The following is a 17,696-nucleotide window of genomic DNA, read 5'->3' as shown; positions in this document are numbered from 1 at the left end:
TATAGCGATAAACAGTAATATGGTTTGAAAATAACAAAGGGCGCATTAACTGCGCCCTTGTTCATTCTATTGGCGCCAGCTAGTCAGCTGCAGCGCCCGGATTGGCGGCCGGTTCAGGTCGTGGCGGGGAGTTCTTCCGGCAGATGCTTGATCGCATCGTGCTGGTGATCCTGCATCTTGTCCTTGTACTTGATGACCTGGCGGTCGAGCTTGTCGACCAGGGTATCAATGGCGGCATAAAGATCGTGAGCAATGCTTTCGGCATGCAAATCTTTTCCCTTTACGCGCAGCGTAATGTCGGCTTTTTGGCGCTTTTCTTTTTCAGTGATTTTGTCGACGCTCAGGATCACGCTGATATCGATGACCTGGTCGAAATGGCGTTTGATACGCTCTAGTTTGCTTTGTACATATTCGCGAATGGCAGGGGTTACCTCGAGGTGATGCCCACTGATGGTGAAGTTCATACAGCGCTCCTATCAAGAATATTGCTGGCGGTTCTGAACAGACTGCATTGAATCTTTAGGCGAACAATCCGCGAGGGATCGTCCTGGCAAGAATCTTTAAACTACAAACAGCCGTGATGTCGGAACATAGCAAGGGTAAGCTTAACAATCAAACCAGAAAAAACTACAAGGCCTTGCGCAGATTAACAGACGGAATTTTTAGTGCTTCGCGATATTTTGCGACGGTGCGGCGGGCGACCACCATACCTTGTTCCGCAAGCATGTCGGCAATCTTGCTGTCAGAGAAAGGATTTCTTGAATCTTCCGCTCCTATGAGTTGCTTAATGAGTGCCCTGATTGCTGTTGAGGAAGCCTCTCCACCTGCCTCAGTAGCAACATGGCTGCCGAAGAAATACTTCAGTTCAAACATCCCGTGGGGAGTGAGCATGTATTTCTGAGTGGTCACACGTGAAATAGTACTCTCGTGTAGACCCAGTGTATCAGCTATTTCGCGCAACACAAGCGGACGCATGGCGACCGCGCCATGGGAAAAGAAGTTCCTTTGACGCTCCACAATGGCTTGTGCAACGCGCAAAATGGTGTCGAAGCGCTGCCGCATATTCTTGATCAGCCACTTGGCTTCCTGCAGCTGTGAAGTGAGTGCGCCATCGCCCTTGCTTTGCTTCAGGATGTTGGCATACAAGACATTTACCCTCAGTCTTGGCATGACGTCATTGTTCAGCATCACCTGCCAGCCTTGCTTGCTGCGCCTGACGATCACGTCCGGCACCACATAGTCGGAGGCATTGGCAGCGAACGGTGCGCCAGGATGGGGATTGCACTGCTTGATGACGGTTTGCGCTTCGCGCAGGTCCTCGTCGTCGCAATCCAGGGCTTTCTTGATTTTATTGAAATCGCGCTGGGCAAACAGCGCCAGGTGTTCTTGCACAATCGCCAACGCCAGGCGGCGCGTGACGAATGGCACTTTGACAAAACGCTTGATCTGCAAGCCCAGGCATTCCGGCGCGTTGCGCGCGCCGACTCCGGCCGGATCGAAGCTCTGCACCATCTTCAGCGCCATCGACAGCTCTTCGAGGGCGATCTCCAATTCGGGCGGCAAGCGCTCCAGGATTTCTTCCAGCGACTCTTCCAGGTAGCCGTTGTCGTCCAGCGCATCGATCACCAGCTCGACCAGCGCGCGGTCGCGCAAGTCGCGCATGGCTTCGCGCATCTGCTGCAGCAGATGTTCGCGCAGCGTCGATTCATGCGCTTCCAGCTGCGGCCGCGCGTCTTCGTCGTCCGAGCTTTTCGCACTGCGCGAGATATCGTCGAAACTCCAGTCGCTGTCGGCATTGTCAGGGCTGCTGTCGGCGGCCGCCGGCGCCTCCAGGCTGGCTTCGCTTTCGGTCGGCGAGCTGCTGACTTCGCTGTCGCCGGTCGGCGCCTCCATGGTCGAGGCCGTGCCGCTGATGGCGCCGTCGGCCAGCAGCCGCACCGAGTTGTCGAGCGGATCGTCGACCCGTTCCAGCATCGGATTGTCCGACAGGATCTGTTCCAGTTCCTGATGCAACTCAAGCGTGGACAGCTGCAGCAGACGGATCGACTGCTGCAGCTGGGGCGTCAGCGCAAGATGTTGAGAGGTGCGTAGCTGGAGTGATTGTTTCATGGCTTCCGTGCGGACAATTCACTTCTGTTATTTGTTGTACGGAGTTTAAGAGCCGCGCTGGCGCGGCGAATTAATCTGCCTGCAATGACATCGTTCTCAAGCCATGGAATTACATGCGGAAATGCTCGCCCAGGTAAACCCGCCGCACCGATTCGTCGGCGATGATGTCGTCCGGACTGCCGCTGGCCAGCACGGCGCCCTGGTTGATGATATAGGCGCGGTCGCAGATGCCCAGCGTTTCGCGCACATTGTGATCGGTGATCAGGACGCCGATGCCGCGTTCCTTGAGGAAGCGGACGATGCGCTGGATCTCGATCACGGCGATCGGATCGATGCCGGCGAACGGTTCGTCCAGCAGCACGAAGCGCGGATTGGTGGCGAGCGCGCGGGCGATTTCGACGCGCCGCCGTTCGCCGCCGGAGAGCGACAAGGCCTGGTTTTCGCGCAGCTTTTCGATCTGCAGTTCGTGCAGCAGCTTGTTGAGCTGTTCTTCGATCTCTGCCTTGCTGAGCGCCTTGCCATTGGGACGCTGCAGTTCCAGCACGGCGCGGATATTGTCTTCCACCGTCAGCTTGCGGAACACCGATGCTTCCTGCGGCAGGTAGGACAAGCCCAGCACCGCGCGGCGATGGATCGGCAGGCGTGAAATATCGACGCCGTCGAGGTCGATCTCGCCGCCATCCGAAGGCACCAGGCCGACGATCATGTAGAACGAGGTGGTCTTGCCGGCGCCGTTCGGCCCCAGCAGACCAACCACTTCGCCGCAATGCACTTCGAGCGAGACGTCATGGACTACCTGGCGCGCGCCATAGCTCTTCTGCAAGCCCCTGACAATCAGCGTGCTAGGGGCGCTCATTGCGGCGCCTTTGGCCGTGGCTGGATGACGGCGCGAATGCGGCCGGCGCCGGGCTGGCTGACGCCGTTGACGGTGTTGTTGACGGAATAGAATTCGGTGCGGCTGTCGTAGGAAATGAACTCGCCGTTGACTTCGTCGGTCGGCTTGTCGCCTTGCAGGCGGCGCATCTGCGCCTTGGAGAACAGCTTGGTGATTTCAGTCTTGCCATCGTATTCGATGCGTTCGGCGTGGCCGTCGATCCACAGGTCCGGGCCGCCGTCGCGCTTTTGCTTGAAAGTGGCTAGCTTGCCCGGATCCGCATACAAGGTGGCGAACTGATAGCCGGAAGGATCGGTGGTCACCACCACGCGGTCGGCTTTCATGATCAGCGTGCCGCGGGTCAGCACGACATTGCCGGTAGCGACGTTGACTTGCTTGACGTCGTCGTAGGTCAGGGTATCGGAGTCAATCAGCGTCGGCTTCTCGGAATCGGCTTTTTCTGCACGGGCGACGCCGATGGCGCCAAGCAGCAACAGAGAGAGAAAAAATATTCGTTTCATGAAAAATCCTGGGTAATGAATCGGGAACTGCATGGTCTTGCCTGCCTGCTATTTTGCTGCTGCACGCGGTGCACTGCGCAAGACGCCGTGCACCTTGCTGAATAGCTTCAGTTCGCGTGTGGAGTTATTGAAATGCATGCCGGTGCCGTTCAGGGTCGACAAGCCCAAGGTGAGTTCCACCGGCTTGTCGGTTTCCATGATGTCGTCGTCCGGCAACAGCAGCAGATATTCGGATTTCAGATGAAAATTGTCGGCCAGCGGCGTCTTCGGCCGGTCGGCGTTGACATTCTCGTACAGATGCACCTTGCTGTTATTGTCTTCGATCATGGCGCGGTTGGCGACCAGGTTCATTGGCGGCTTTTCCTTGTCCAGGCTGTGGATCACCGGCTTTTGCACATCGAAGGAATCGTTGACCGGATTGTGCGTCAGCAGGTCGCCCGAGATGTTGTAGCGCGGCTGGCCATTGGGCGCCATCTGCACATAGTTGAAATGCTCGACGTAATAGTCGGGTTCGGTGCGCGCCGGTTTCGGCAGCGAGTCTTCGGTATTCTTGTGCATGACTTGCAGCAGCCAGAAGCTGCCCAGGGCCAGCAGGATGAACAATACCAGCAGCAGCATGAAGCGAAAGCGGTAAGTGGTGCGGAGATTTTTCATGCCTGGGTTTCGCCCGTCCGGTTGTTGCGCAGATAGGCTGCCAGCGTGGCGTCGTAGGTATTCTGCACCTGCATGATCAGGTCGCAGATCTCGCGCGCCGCGCCGTGGCCGCCGCTGGCCTGCGTCACGTAATGCACGCGTGAGCGGACGTCGCGATGGCCGTTCGGCACGCTGACCGCGAAGCCGGCCTGCGACAGGATAGGCAAGTCGATCACATCGTCGCCGATGAAGCCGCAATCGGCGGCGCTCAGCTGCAGTTGTTCCAGCAGTTTGACAAACGCGGCGTACTTGTCGTGCACGCCTTGCTGGACATGGGCGATGCCGAGGTCGCTGGCGCGGCGGCTGACGATGGCCGACTGCCGTGCGCTGATGATAGCGGTGGCGACGCCGCTTTGCTGCAACTGCTTGATGCCGTGGCCGTCCAGCGCATTGAAGCGCTTGAGCTGCTCGCCGTCGGCGCCGTACAGCAGGCCGCCGTCGGTCAGGATGCCGTCGACATCGAAAATCATCAGGCGCACGCGCGCCGCGCGCGCTTTCACATCGGCGCTCAACAAATCGGCAGTCACGTCGGCGCCGTTGCGCGGCAAGTCGGCTGTCATCAGATCACCTTGGCGCGGGTCAGGTCGTGGATATGCAATGCGCCGACCAGCTTGCCGCCGGCGTCGGTCACCAGCAGCTGGTTGATGCGGTACTGCTCCATCATTTGCACGGCGTCCACCGCCAGCTGATCGGCGCCTATGGTGCGCGGATTGGCGTGCATGACGTCGGCGATGGTGAGCTTGGTGAAGTCTTGCACCTGCTCGATCAGGCGCCGCAGGTCGCCGTCGGTAAACACGCCGACGGCATGGAAGTTCTCGTCGACCACGGCAGTCATGGCGATACCCTTGCGGGTGATTTCCAGCAGCGCCACTGATAGCGAGACCTCCGCCGTCACCGCAGGAATCGCATCGCCGCTGCGCATGACGTCGCGCACATGGGTCAGCAGGCGCCGTCCCAGCGCGCCGCCCGGATGCGAGCGGGCGAAGTCTTCTTCGCGGAAGCCGCGCGCGTCCAGCAGCGCCACCGCCAGGGCGTCGCCCATGGCCAGGGTGGCGGTAGTGCTGGCGGTCGGCGCCAGGTTCAAAGGACAGGCTTCCTGCGCCACTGCCACGTTCAGGTGCACATTGGCGAGTTGCGCCAGCGCCGACTCCGGCTTGCCGGTCATGGCGATCAGGGTGGCGCCCATGCGCTTGATGATAGGGACAATGGCCATCAGCTCGGCGGTTTCGCCGGAATTGGAAATGGCGATGAAGGTATCGTGCTCGGTCACCATGCCGAGGTCGCCATGGGCCGCTTCGGCCGGATGGATGAACAGGGCCGGCGTGCCGGTGGACGACAGCGTGGCGGCGATCTTGCGCGCGATGTGGCCGGATTTTCCTATGCCGGACACCACCACCCGGCCGCTGCAGCCGAGCAGCAGGGCGATGGTCTGGGCGAAAGGATCGTCGTGGGCGTCGGAAATCCGGTTTTTCAATGCAATGATGGCATCGGCTTCGATTTGCAGGGTGCTGCGGGCAAGCTCCAGCGCACGTCCGGCATCGAATGCCGCGGGCAAGCTTTTGGGTGAATTTGGGGTGTCGGGTAGAGTCATCCCGAAAGTATAAACGAAATCCTAAAGCAAAAAACTTGCCAGTCTTGTTCGGCTTCAATTAATCTGTGTTCAGCCTTTCCCTTTTCGCTCTTGCTGCAACATAATATTGGCATTAAGTTAATTTAAAATTTAGGCGCGCATGCTTTCCGGACTTGAACTGACAATTTTGCTGCTAGGCTCGGCAGTGCTGGGCGTAGTGGCTTTCCGCAGTTTCCACTTGCCGCCGATGCTAGGCTATCTGGTGGTGGGGATCCTGATCGGTCCGCACGCGCTCGGGTTTGCCGAAGACAACGCCACCACCCACGCGCTGGCGGAATTCGGCGTCGTGTTCCTGATGTTCTCGATCGGCCTTGAATTTTCCCTGCCGAAACTGACGGCGATGCGCCACATCGTGTTTGGCCTCGGCATGGCGCAGGTGCTGCTGACCATCGGCGCCACCATGCTGTTCAGCTGGATGACGGCGCTGATCCTGCCGCAATATGTCAATATCAGTTGGCAGGGGGCGTTCGCCCTGGGTGGCGCACTCACCATGTCGTCCACCGCCATCGTCTCCAAGCTGCTGACGGAAAGAATGGAGCTGGAGAGCGAACATGGACGCCGCATCATCGGCATCCTGCTGTTCCAGGACTTGGCGCTGGTGCCGTTGCTGATTGTGGTGCCGGCGCTGGCCGAGCATAGCGGCAACCTGCTGGCGACGCTGGCCTGGGCCAGCGGCAAGGCGGTGCTGGTGCTGGCCCTGCTGCTGTTCTTCGGCCAGAAGCTGATGCGGCGCTGGTTCCAGATCGTGGTGCGGCGCCGCTCGCAGGAACTGTTCATGCTGAACCTGCTGCTGATCACCCTGGCCGCCGCCTGGATTACCGAGCGCGCTGGCCTGTCGCTGGCGCTGGGCGCCTTCATCGCCGGCATGCTGATCTCGGAAACCGAATACAAGCATCAGGTGGAAGAAGACATCAAATCCTTCCGCGACGTGCTGCTGGGCTTGTTCTTCATCACCATCGGCATGCTGCTCAACCTGCGCCTGGTGATGGAACACTGGTGGCTGGTATTGCTGCTGCTGATCGGCCCGGTATTGCTTAAGTTCGCGCTGATCGCCGGCCTTGCCAAGCTGTTCCGTTCGTCCACCGGCGTGGCCCTGCGCACCGGGCTGGCGCTGGCGCAGGCGGGCGAATTCGGCTTCGTGCTGCTGAACCAGGCCGGCGGCCTGCAGCTGGTCGATCCTTTGCTGGTGCAGCTGATCCTGGCGTCGATGGTGCTGTCGATGCTGGCCGCGCCCTTTATCCTGGCCAAGTCCGACGTCATCGTCATGAAGCTGTCTGCCAATGAATGGATGATGCAGTCGCTGGCGCTGACCCAGATCGCCACCCGCACCATGTCGACCAAGAAGCATGTGATCATCGCCGGCTTCGGCCGCAGCGGGCAGAGCCTGGCCAAGCTGCTGGAAGAGGAGGGCATCGGTTATCACGCCCTCGATCTGGATCCGGACCGCGTGCGCGATGCGCGTGCCGCCGGCGCCCACGTTTCCTACGGCGACGCCTCGCGCCGCGAAAGCCTGGTAGCGGCCGGGGTGCACCGCGCCGCCGCCCTGGTCATCACTTACGCCAGTACGCCGTCGGCCTTGAAGGTACTGCATCACGTCAGCGAACTGGCGCCGACTTTGCCGGTGATCGTGCGCAGCTATGACGATACCGATCTCGACAAGCTGCGCGCCGCCGGCGCCACCGAAGTGGTGCCGGAAGCGCTGGAAGGCAGCCTGATGCTGGCCTCGCATGCGCTGGTCATGCTGGGCGTGCCGCTGCGGCGAGTGGTGCACCGGGTGCAAGCCTCGCGCGATGAGCGCTATGCCTCCCTGCGCGGCTTTTTCCACGGTGTCGACGATGCCCCCGACGCTGCCGATCACTTGCAGGTGCGCCTGCATACGGTGGCGCTGCCGGACGGCGCCCGGGCGATCGGCCGTAGCCTGGCCTGGCTGGGGTTGCCGGAAATGGGGGCGGAAATTACCGCATTGCGGCGCGGACGCAGCGGCATCGCCATTACGCCGGAGGCGGTGTTGCAGGCTGGAGACATTGTTGTCCTGCGCGGCGCTGCGGAAGCGATCTCACGCGCCGAGGGACGTTTGCTGCAGGCGTGGAGCAGCGCCAGCCAGCACAGCGACGAAGATCTTTGAAATAAGCCGGGAAATCCGAGATTGCCGGAATTTCCGGGAAGACAACACAAAATGCCAGTCTGGTTTGCGCCTTTGTAAAATATTTTAAATAATACCCATTCTCATTCAATCGGCAATTACAATACCCATCTTTTAAGGGCAGGTGTGGGATTGTGAAAAAGGCGCTACGTCACTGGTTGGTCAAATTGCACCGCTACAGCGGCTTGCTGCTATCCCTGTTCATCGTCATGGCCGGCCTGACCGGCGCTGCGCTGGCTTTCAACGATGAAATCGACGCCTGGCTCAATCCCCAGTTCTACCACCTTGCAGCTAGCGGACCGCACCAGCCTATCGATGCGCTGGCGGCCAAGGTCGCGCAGGATTATCCGCAGGCCCGTCTGGCCTTCTTTTCAATGGAGGCGGATGCCGACGCCCCGCTGCAAGCAAGGCTGCGCGCGCGCCATGAAGATGAGGCACTGGCAGTCGACACGGTGTTCATCGATCCGGTCACCGCCGCGGTGATTGGCGAGCGCAATACCAAGGCAGTCGGCCTGGGGCCGCAAAACCTGATGCCCTTCCTGTTCCGCCTGCATCGCTATCTGTTGCTGGACAAGCCCGGCGCCATCATTTCCGGCAGCCTCGGCCTGCTGTGGCTGGCGACGCTGCTGATCGGCTTTGCGCTGGCCTGGCCCAAGCACCGCAGCGGCTGGCGCAAGGCGCTCTCGATCAAGCGCGGCGCCGGCGGTTTCCGCCTGATGTATGACTTGCACCGCTCGGTCGGCCTGGTGGCCGGCGTGCTGCTGGTGATAACCGCGTTTACCGGCGCCGTGATGAATCTGCCGGATGTGGCGCGACCCATGGTTTCCAGCCTGTCGCCGCTGACCAAACCGCCGAAATCCTCGGCGCATGAAGGCAAGCCGCAGATCAGCTGGCAGCAGGCGCTGGCCTCGGCCCAGGCCAGCATGCCGCTGGCGGTGCCGGTGCGCATTGCGCGCGATGACAAGCACAGCCTGTATCAGATCCGCATGCTCAAGCGCGACGATATCCAGGACAGCGGCAGCGTGCGGGTCTTCGTCGACGCCGTCGACGGCCAGGTGCTGCGCGCGCTTGATCCTCTCAAGGGCTCGGCCGGCGACGCCTTCATCGGCGTCCAGTACGGTTTGCATACCGGCCAGCTGCTAGGCTTGCCGGGCAAGATACTGGTTGCTTTCCTGGGTTTGCTGCCGCTGTTGTTTACGATTACCGGCATCGCCATCTGGCTGAAAAAACGCAAATCGGAAACGATTGTGCGCGCCCGCCATTTGCACAAGGCCTGAGCGGCGCCGAACTATTTTTTTTGCCGCAGCCGGCCATAGAGCCAGCCAGTCTTGCTGCCGCTGAGCGTCAGCGCCATCTGCTGGCGCGCCACAGGCAGGCGGCAGACCGGACCGAGGGCGATGTCGCGCAAGCTGCTGGCGATGCGCGAGTCGGATTGAAAGAAGGGCGTCAGCAGCTTGCTGGCACCCTGGTAGTAACGTAAATGGGGACGGCGCCGCTGCGAGTACAGCGCCAGCGCCGGCTCTACCTGCGAGCTGTCGGCAAAACATTGCGCCAGCGTCATGGCGTCGACCAGCGCCAGGTTGGCGCCTTGCCCCAGTTGCGGGCTGGTGGCATGGGCGCAGTCGCCGATACAGACCACGCGGCCGTCGTGCCAGTGACGCATCTGCACATCGGCGTAGCGTGCGAAGGTGAGCTGCTCAGGCCTGTGTATATGTTCCAGAATCGGCGCTACCGCCGGCGCCAGCGTCAGCACGGTTTTCTTCCAGGCCGCCAGACCCTGTTCCTGCCAATGCGACAGGCGGTCCGCGCGCAAGCTCCAGAACAGGCTGAGAATCGGTTGCGTCATTTCCTGGTAGGCGAATCCGGTCGGCATCAATCCCAGCATCTGCTGCGCATGATGGAACCACTGGCGCAAGCCGCCTTGCGTCAGGCCGTCGTCCGGCACCAGCGCCCACAATGCGCCCCAGGGGTAGGGCGTCACCTTGTGCGGAATCGCCAGCGCCGCCCGCAAGTCGGAGCGGGTGCCATCGGCAATCACGGCGCAATCGAATTCACCGGCGGCGGTCTCGCTGCCGCCGGGTGCCATGTCGCGTGAAAACAGCAAGACCTGGCCGCCGCGCTGCTCGACACGCGCGATATTGATGCCGCTGCATACCTTGATGGCGGCCGTCTTCAGCGCTTCCCACAATACGGAGAACAAGGCGCCGCGATGCAGGCCGAGGCCGAACGACTGTGCATCATGGTGGCGATAGCGCACATCCAGCACCGTGCGGCCGCCGGCCGTGGTGCCGAACAGGCGATCGTTGCGGGCGCCGTGCGCGAGGATAGGCTGCAGCAGTCCGAGCGCATCCAGCACATGCATGCCGGTAGGCTGCAGCAGGATGCCGGCGCCGACCGCGCTCGGTTGCGCCACGCGCTCGAACAGCGTGACCTGATGGCCGGCGCGCGCCAGGAACAGCGCACTGGCGGCGCCCGCGGTGCCGCCGCCGATGATGGCTATACGCTGCATGCTGGAAATTTCCGGAAGTGAATTAGCTGCTCAGCAGGATATCTTCTGAGGCGGCGGAACGGCTGCCGGGCACGGGCGGATTGCTTTTCCCATGATAGGCAAATACCACCGATTCTTTGACGCTTTCGGTATTGTTGCGGCCGGCGGCGTGGAACAGGCCGCTATGGAAAAACACCACGTCGCCCTGTTGCAGTTCAACCGATTTTCCCTGTGCAAACAAGGCCTGGTTGGCCGCCACTTCCGGGCGCAGGAAATCCAGCTCGTCCATCTGCTCGGGCTTGATGTCGAAACGGTGAGAACCCGGGATGAAGCGCAGGCCGCCATTGTTGGCGTTTTCGCTATCCAGCGCCAGCCAGACCGAAATCAATTCGTTGCGCGGGAACGACCAGTAGCGGATATCGCGATGCCAGCCGGTGGCGGTGCCGAAGTGCGGATGCTTGGTCATCACGCAATTATGATGCGACAAGGTCAGGCAGACCGCTTCGCCCAGCAGCAATTCCAGCATCGCCACCAGCTGCGGATTGCGAGCCCAGGCGCGATAGCTGTCGTCGCGCTGGTAGGCATTGCGCAAGCGGCGCGCGGTGCGGCCGCCGACGCTGTCGAGCGACTTCGGCGCACCGGCATAGCCGACTTCGGATTCGTATTCCAGCGGCGCCACTGCCTGCGCCAGGTGGGCGTTGGTGGTGGCCGCCATCAATTCGCAATCGGCAGCCGCGACCAGGCGCGGCAAAATCAGATAACCATCTTTTTCGAAAGCGTCGATTTGCGCTGCGGTCAGCGCCGGGGTAGTGTTGGTAGACATCGTTATCTCGTTATTGCACTCCCGGCTTCGCGGGCCGGGAATGCCTGTTTTATTTTTTCTTAGGTTTTTCCAGCAAGGGACCCAGGTACTTGCCTGTGACGCTGGCCGGATTGGCCGCCACCTGTTCCGGCGTGCCGGTAGCGATGATACGGCCGCCGCCGGCGCCGCCTTCAGGGCCAAGATCGATCAGCCAGTCCGCGGTCTTGATGACATCCAGGTTGTGTTCGATGATGACCACGGTATTGCCCTGGTTGCGCAGGCGGTGGATCACTTTTAATAGTAGATCGATGTCGTGGAAGTGCAAGCCGGTGGTTGGCTCATCCAGGATATACAGGGTGCGCCCGGTATCGCGCTTGGACAGTTCCAGCGACAGCTTGACGCGCTGCGCCTCGCCGCCGGACAGCGTGGTGGCGCTCTGGCCGAGGCGGATATAGCCGAGGCCGACATCCAGCAGCGTATGCAGCTTGCGCGCAATCACCGGCACCGGCTTGAAGAATTCATAGGCTTCTTCCACCGTCATGCCAAGCACTTCGGTGATGCTCTTGCCCTTGTAGTGCACTTCCAGCGTTTCGCGGTTGTAGCGCTTGCCGTGGCAGACGTCGCAAGGCACGTAGACATCCGGCAGGAAGTGCATTTCGACCTTTATCACGCCGTCGCCCTGGCAGGCTTCGCAGCGGCCGCCCTTGACGTTGAACGAGAAACGGCCGGCGTTGTAGCCGCGTTCCTTGGCCATCGGCACGGTCGAGAACAGATCGCGGATCGGCGTGAACAAGCCGGTGTAAGTTGCCGGGTTGGAGCGCGGCGTGCGGCCGATAGGGGCCTGGTCGACCGAGATCACCTTGTCGAAATGCTCCAGCCCGCCGATCGATTCATGCGCCGCAGGTTCCGCCTGCGAACCGTACAGATGGCGCGCGGCGGCGTGGTACAGGGTGTCGTTGACCAGCGTCGACTTGCCGGAACCGGACACGCCGGTGACGCAGGTCAGCAAGCCGACCGGCAGGTTCATGGTGACGTTCTTCAGGTTGTTGCCGGTGGCGCCGGTAATGATGAACTGACGGTCCGGATCGGCCGGCGTGCGCTTCTCCGGCACGGCGATTTTCAAGGTGCCGTTGAGGTACTTCGCGGTCAGCGATTTCTTGCTTTTGAGGATCTGCTCCAGCGTGCCTTCGGCGATCACTTCGCCGCCATGCACGCCAGCACCCAGGCCCATGTCGACTACATAGTCGGCGGTGCGGATCGCATCTTCGTCATGCTCCACCACCAGCACGCTGTTGCCGATGTCGCGCAGATGGCGCAAGGTTTCAATCAGACGGTCGTTGTCGCGCTGATGCAAGCCGATCGACGGTTCGTCCAGCACATACATGACGCCGGTCAGGCCGGAACCGATTTGCGACGCCAGGCGGATGCGCTGCGCTTCGCCGCCGGACAAAGTATCGGCGCTGCGTTCCAGCGACAGGTAGTCGAGGCCGACATTGTTGAGGAAGGTCAGGCGCGAGACGATTTCCTTGATGATGCGGTCGGCGATTTCCTTCTTGGCGCCAGTCAGCTTCAGCTTTTCAAAGAAGGTCAGCGTTTCGCGCAAGGGTGTCGCCGCGACTTCGTAAATGGCGCGTTCCTGCTTGCCGTTGCCGACCTTGACGAAGCGCGCTTCGACGCGCAGCCGGGCGCCGTGGCAGGACGGGCATTCCTTTTCATTGATGAACTTGGCCAGCTCTTCCTTGACCGCCATCGAATCGGTTTCGCGATAGCGGCGCTGCAGATTGTTGACCACGCCTTCGAAGGTGTGTTCCTTGATCACCGTGCGGCCGCGTTCGTTGACGTAGCTGAACGGAATGGTTTCCTTGCCAGAGCCGTACAGCACGGCCTGCTGGGCTTTTTCCGGCAGCTTTTCAAACGGCACGTCGATATCGAAATCGTAGTGTGCGGCGATGCTGGTCAGCATCTGGAAATAGAACTGGTTGCGGCGGTCCCAGCCCTTGACTGCACCGCTGGCCAGCGACAGGTTAGGGAAGGCGACGATGCGTTTGGGATCGAAGAATTCGATATGGCCGAGACCATCGCATTCCGGACAGGCGCCCATCGGATTGTTGAAAGAGAACAGGCGCGGCTCCAGTTCCTGCAGCGAATAACCGCAGATCGGGCAGGCGAACTTGTTGGAGTACACATGCTCGGCGCCGCTGTCCATTTCCAGCGCAACCGCACGGCCTTCCGCCAGCCGCAGCGCGGTCTCGAAACTTTCCGCCAGGCGCTGCTTGACGTCGGCCTTGACCTTCAGGCGGTCGATTACGACGTCGATGGTGTGCTTCTCGGTCTTCTTCAGCTTCGGCAGATCGTCGACTTCATAGATCTTGGCGGTGCCGGTGCCGCTCTGGATGCGGAAGCGCACGAAGCCCTGGGCTTGCATCTGCTCAAACAGGTCGACGTGCTCGCCCTTGCGATTGGCCACCACCGGCGCCAGGATCATCAGCTTGGTGTCTTCCGGCATGGCCAGCACTGCGTCCACCATCTGCGACACCGATTGTGCCGCCAGCGGCTTTTCCGGATGGTCCGGGCAATACGGCGTGCCGACGCGCGCATACAGCAGGCGCAGGTAATCGTGGATCTCGGTCACGGTGCCGACGGTGGAACGCGGATTGTGCGAAGTGGCTTTCTGCTCGATCGAAATCGCCGGCGACAAACCTTCGATCAGATCGACGTCAGGCTTCTCCATCAGCTGCAGGAACTGGCGCGCATAGGACGACAGCGATTCGACATAGCGCCGCTGGCCTTCCGCATACAGCGTGTCGAACGCCAGCGACGATTTGCCGGAACCCGACAAGCCGGTGATCACGATCAGTTTGTTGCGAGGTAAATCCAGATTGATGTTCTTGAGGTTATGCGTGCGCGCGCCTCGGATGCGGATCTCTTCCATTTACAGCTTTCAGCGTGAGTTTAAGGCCGTGTTGGCTTGTTGGAATTGCAATTTTCACGTCTGAAAGGCCTGCTGGTGCCGCTGGCGGGGCTGGTTAGCCCGCTGTCAGCCCGGCGCGGCAATGCCATATCAAACGGATCAACCTGACACTATATCAGGGTCGGGATTTTTAAGTTTATTGGGCCTGTCCTGCTCGGCCAATGTTTGCGCGGCTGACGATCAAGTTCTGGTTGACGACCAGATTCTTTTGCACCAGCAGGTTGCCGGTGCATTCCGTATCTTCGGCATTCGAGGTGACTTTGCTCGGCGCCAGGGTGACGCTGGTGCCGTCCGACAGCGTGGCCGTCAGGGTGTGCGCGGCGCTGTCGTACTGGACGACCGTCCCATCCTCATAGCGGGTTGTGTGGTGTGCCGGGTTAGTGGACGGCGATTTGTATTTATCGGAATAGATCGCCGGCAAGATAGCGGCGTTGGCGAAATCCCCCTCAGGCGACAGTACAATGACCTGTTCACCCATGGAGGGCGGAAACCAGGTCTGCGCATCGCCGGCGCGGAAAGTGATCCAGGGGCGCCATGTGGTGACGTTCTCGCCGACCTTGACGCGCACGCGCTGGGTGTCGTGATTGATATCGGCAATGGTGCCTAATCGAATCAAATTCAGGATTAAACGCAGCAGGTCGGAGTAGTCAGCAGTCATGCGTTGCATGTTGCCGGGTTGCCGGAATCGGCGCACCTGGTAGCGGGTTGATATCCCCGTTACTAACTGCCAAGGGATGTTTTACTGCGAGGCGGCATTCCAAAGTGCCGACCTAAAAACGTTGCAGCGTGGTGACTAATCAACCACGCTGCCGCGTATATTGTAGACCTCCTATCGGTAGCATCAATGAGAAGTGTGTTTGATCCCGTTGGTGCTGTTGAACCTATCTCAAAAAACTAACCAGGCTAGTACATGTCGATGCGCAACACCTGTGTAGTGTTTCCAACCGCATCGCGTCCACGAAGCTGCCAAGTACCGCTACCCCAGTCTAAACGTATCTCTTGAGAGGTTGCTGGAAGATTGCTCGGCTGTGAAATTTGTTGTTGTTGAGTCCAGGCACCACCGGATACTGTTCTACTTACGTCGAAAGAAGTGGTGTACGGAAGGAAGGAAATGATCTTTACCGTCAGTCCGTTTGCTCCATTGGCAACAGGTGGCGTCGCAATGGCGATTGAATCGAGAGGGTAGTCGAGTAAGCGTGAAGAGTCGACTATTGGCCAGTAGTAAAAACCGTTCGAACTGGCCTGTTGGTCAAAGTGAATGACTTCCCCCGGCAGGCGTACGTAAGTAGCAGGTGGTTCCGGCGAAAAGACAAATGTGTCCCATCTTTGGCGATTCTTTCCCGCGCCTGCGAATAGATTCATATTCGTAGTTACCGCATATTCCCGAAATCCATGTGGATGAGCAATGATGTAAGTGTTGACAGGGAATTTCGCACTTGGAACGCCATGCTTCACTGCTGATACGGTTGACAATTGCCCTGCCAGAGTGAGTGCATTCAATTCTCGTACGCCCAATGGCACCGTGGTCCCATTTGATAGTGTTTGGAGATAGTGTTCGTTGAACGTAGAGTCCATCCAAATCCATTTGTGGAAAGTAGGCGAGAAATATTCAAGGCCCGTATGACCTTCGACATCGACCAATCGAGCGTGCAGTCCCAAATAATTCAATATCCCCGCAGCAGCCTCGTTTTGATATGTGCAAAGCGGACTTGGCCAAGTTTTGGCGTTATTGGGGTCGTGTGACATTGTATAGTTCAGAATTCTTAGCGGTTCGTCAGCTAAGGTTGCGTACATGGGATCTCCAGTGTACTGAGCATAAAAACGAGGTAGTGATGGATCTTCCGGCCAAAACGCTGGATGTCGAAGATTGCTTGCTATCCAATCAACGACCGCTTGTGCGATTTCAAAATCGCCCGTCGGCGTTCTACCGTGTTTCGACGTCCATTGTTGAAAAACGGCCGCTTTGTATACCGAAAAATCGTTAGTCGGATCAGATCTGGCAATCGATAGATCTTGTGCCACCATTGGTTGAACATATCTAGGGAGCTCATTTTGAGTCGTAACAGCGTAACTTTGGGTGCCATGTGGGACAACCGGATTCGCGGATAACGCGGCTGTAGAGACGAGTAACGCGCTTAGAATAATGAGGTTTTTCAATCTAACTCCGTCTATAAGAGAATACAAATCACAGTAAAAAATTGATCTAAATTTAACGATTGAATTGCAATAAAGATATTCAATGAAACTCTCGCAGAGTACGTCTTGCTGCCGGGCATTGTCAACGATGCGAGACTTTGATTCTCAACTCTTAGTCGTCGTTTATCTAAAGATCGAACCGATAGTTCAACTACAACAATCAACTTACAGACTGAATTATCCTAAGTGGAGAAATAGTAAGTCGCGAATCAGTACTTGATCGGCCGCACTGAAACCAAGTAAAGGCCGGGCTGGATAGTGATAGGCCGGCCCTTTTTTTGCGACCTTGTCCGTTAATCCCTCCTGGTGTACGCGGGCAATCCGCGCCACGCGCCCAAAGAAGCCTACCGATAGCTGGTTTTCATCCTGCTCGATCTTGAGATTTTTCTGTGTCCGGATCTTCTGAAACATCGCAGCTTTCTGCCGCTTGATCCTTCCCTTTTTACCGCGCAGGTTCTTGCGCTGCTTGCGTGCCGCGTAGGGCGTGCCGTCCGGCGCCTGCTGGCTGGCGATGCGTTGCGCCTGGCTGCGGCGTAAGTCCTGGGCAAGGCAGCATGAGCGACGTAGCAGACCGCGCCGAGTGGCGCATCGCAAAGGACATCGAAGCAGCCATGGCGCATGCGCGCCGCACGCCCCAGCTGGTGGCGGACGGGCATTGCCATTACTGTGATGACGATGTCGCCCATGGGGCGCTGTTCTGCAATACGGATTGCCGGGACGACTACCAGAAGGAACAGGAGGCGAAGAGGCGCGCCGGACGCTAACGGTATACCTGCCCCGCCGCCATGTCGTAACGGCGGCGCCTGCATCGATCTGAGCCGCCTTGTGCGGCTTTTTTAACGTCTGACAATGCCGTCTTATCATGAAAAAGACGCCGGCAGCGGCCTTTAATTCGCAGTCCCCCCCCACGCCTGCCGGCTTCGTTAAATGCACTGCTTCTAACGCAGTGTACAAAAACGCTAAGCCCCCAGGTTGCGCGGGGTTCGCGGCAAAATCGGCTGCAACGGTTTGACGCAAAATGACGCATTCTGTATCAGTTACGCGGATCGGGTTTCCCACGACATAGGTATAGGTGTTTATGTCCCCTTCGGTCCGATAGATCTGATTGTAGGCATATATCGATCTGCGGATTGAGCTTCCCCTGAAATTTCGTCTTCCACAGGTGACGTAAAATTGACGTTACTTTGGGAAGGCAAGAAATGAAGATTTCAAGAAGTTCATACACGGCGGAATTCAGGGAACTGGCAGTCAAGCGGGTCAATGCCGGCG

General features: G+C 59.2%; 16 protein-coding genes. 3 read left to right on the top strand and 13 right to left on the bottom strand.

All coding sequences use genetic code 11. The features are described from left to right. Positions 1-113: 113 nt before the first annotated feature. The 7 genes from hpf to VNZ65_RS20480 form a co-directional block, all read right to left on the bottom strand. Positions 114-464, bottom strand: a complete 351-nt coding sequence (gene hpf / locus VNZ65_RS20510) for a ribosome hibernation-promoting factor, HPF/YfiA family (RefSeq protein WP_061936480.1) — start codon at positions 462-464, stop codon at positions 114-116. A 163-nt stretch (positions 465-627) separates the two neighbouring features. Further along, complete coding sequence (locus VNZ65_RS20505) at positions 628-2,109, bottom strand: RNA polymerase factor sigma-54 (RefSeq protein WP_325672327.1); 1,482 nt, start codon at positions 2,107-2,109, stop codon at positions 628-630. 109 nt (positions 2,110-2,218) lie between these two features. Continuing rightward, entirely contained in the window at positions 2,219-2,965 is a 747-nt protein-coding gene (gene lptB / locus VNZ65_RS20500) for an LPS export ABC transporter ATP-binding protein (RefSeq protein WP_325672325.1), read from the bottom strand. Further along, positions 2,962-3,504: a lipopolysaccharide transport periplasmic protein LptA gene (gene lptA, locus VNZ65_RS20495; protein WP_325672323.1), complete on the bottom strand. Its 543-nt coding sequence runs from the start codon at positions 3,502-3,504 to the stop codon at positions 2,962-2,964. The genes lptB and lptA overlap by 4 nt, the downstream gene beginning before the upstream one ends. Positions 3,505-3,552: 48 nt before the next feature. Next, positions 3,553-4,158 carry an LPS export ABC transporter periplasmic protein LptC gene (lptC, locus tag VNZ65_RS20490; protein WP_325672321.1) on the bottom strand — a complete coding sequence of 202 codons (606 nt, stop codon included), beginning with the start codon at positions 4,156-4,158 and terminating at the stop codon, positions 3,553-3,555. Further along, on the bottom strand, positions 4,155-4,757 hold the full coding sequence (locus tag VNZ65_RS20485) for a KdsC family phosphatase (protein ID WP_414649189.1): 603 nt from the start codon (positions 4,755-4,757) through the stop codon (positions 4,155-4,157). The genes lptC and VNZ65_RS20485 overlap by 4 nt, the downstream gene beginning before the upstream one ends. After that, the gene (locus VNZ65_RS20480) at positions 4,757-5,788 is read right to left on the bottom strand and encodes a KpsF/GutQ family sugar-phosphate isomerase (protein ID WP_325672319.1); all 1,032 of its coding nucleotides are present in this window, start codon (positions 5,786-5,788) and stop codon (positions 4,757-4,759) included. Before VNZ65_RS20480 ends, VNZ65_RS20485 begins: the two co-directional genes overlap by 1 nt. 139 nt (positions 5,789-5,927) lie before the next feature. Here VNZ65_RS20480 and VNZ65_RS20475 point away from each other — a divergent pair, with 139 nt between their 5' ends. Together VNZ65_RS20475 and VNZ65_RS20470 are read left to right on the top strand one after the other, a co-directional pair. Next, a complete protein-coding gene (locus VNZ65_RS20475) occupies positions 5,928-7,952 on the top strand; it encodes a cation:proton antiporter (RefSeq protein WP_325672317.1) in 2,025 nt (674 codons plus the stop codon). Positions 7,953-8,104: 152 nt separating this feature from the next. After that, positions 8,105-9,247, top strand: coding sequence for a PepSY-associated TM helix domain-containing protein (locus VNZ65_RS20470; RefSeq protein ID WP_325672315.1), 1,143 nt, complete (start codon positions 8,105-8,107; stop codon positions 9,245-9,247). Between the two features lie 11 nt (positions 9,248-9,258). Here the strand turns inward: VNZ65_RS20470 and VNZ65_RS20465 are convergent, their stop codons facing one another. From VNZ65_RS20465 to VNZ65_RS20440, 6 genes are all read right to left on the bottom strand, one after another. Then, positions 9,259-10,479 carry an NAD(P)/FAD-dependent oxidoreductase gene (locus VNZ65_RS20465; RefSeq protein WP_325672313.1) on the bottom strand — a complete coding sequence of 407 codons (1,221 nt, stop codon included), beginning with the start codon at positions 10,477-10,479 and terminating at the stop codon, positions 9,259-9,261. A 22-nt stretch (positions 10,480-10,501) separates the two neighbouring features. Then, positions 10,502-11,281: a phytanoyl-CoA dioxygenase family protein gene (locus VNZ65_RS20460; protein WP_325672311.1), complete on the bottom strand. Its 780-nt coding sequence runs from the start codon at positions 11,279-11,281 to the stop codon at positions 10,502-10,504. A gap of 49 nt (positions 11,282-11,330) precedes the next feature. Beyond that, the gene (uvrA, locus tag VNZ65_RS20455; RefSeq protein WP_062111722.1) at positions 11,331-14,192 is read right to left on the bottom strand and encodes an excinuclease ABC subunit UvrA; all 2,862 of its coding nucleotides are present in this window, start codon (positions 14,190-14,192) and stop codon (positions 11,331-11,333) included. Between the two features lie 175 nt (positions 14,193-14,367). Then, on the bottom strand, positions 14,368-14,898 hold the full coding sequence (locus tag VNZ65_RS20450; protein ID WP_325672307.1) for a phage baseplate assembly protein V: 531 nt from the start codon (positions 14,896-14,898) through the stop codon (positions 14,368-14,370). A 236-nt stretch (positions 14,899-15,134) separates the two neighbouring features. Then, positions 15,135-16,388 (bottom strand): hypothetical protein, encoded by a 1,254-nt coding sequence (locus VNZ65_RS20445; RefSeq protein ID WP_325672305.1) that lies wholly within the window; start codon positions 16,386-16,388, stop codon positions 15,135-15,137. A gap of 216 nt (positions 16,389-16,604) precedes the next feature. Beyond that, positions 16,605-17,021: a phage virion morphogenesis protein gene (locus VNZ65_RS20440; protein ID WP_325672303.1), complete on the bottom strand. Its 417-nt coding sequence runs from the start codon at positions 17,019-17,021 to the stop codon at positions 16,605-16,607. On the opposite strand from VNZ65_RS20440, the gene VNZ65_RS20435 reads away from it, so the two are divergent. Continuing rightward, entirely contained in the window at positions 16,982-17,191 is a 210-nt protein-coding gene (locus VNZ65_RS20435; RefSeq protein ID WP_325672301.1) for a hypothetical protein, read from the top strand. The two genes, VNZ65_RS20440 and VNZ65_RS20435, sit on opposite strands and share 40 nt — an antisense overlap. Positions 17,192-17,696: the final 505 nt, after the last annotated feature.

The sequence above is a fragment of the Collimonas sp. genome, from assembly GCF_035566555.1.
Taxonomy (GTDB): domain Bacteria; phylum Pseudomonadota; class Gammaproteobacteria; order Burkholderiales; family Burkholderiaceae_D; genus Collimonas.
Note: the sequence above shows the minus strand (reverse complement) of the source record. Positions and strands in the feature narration are given on the sequence as shown.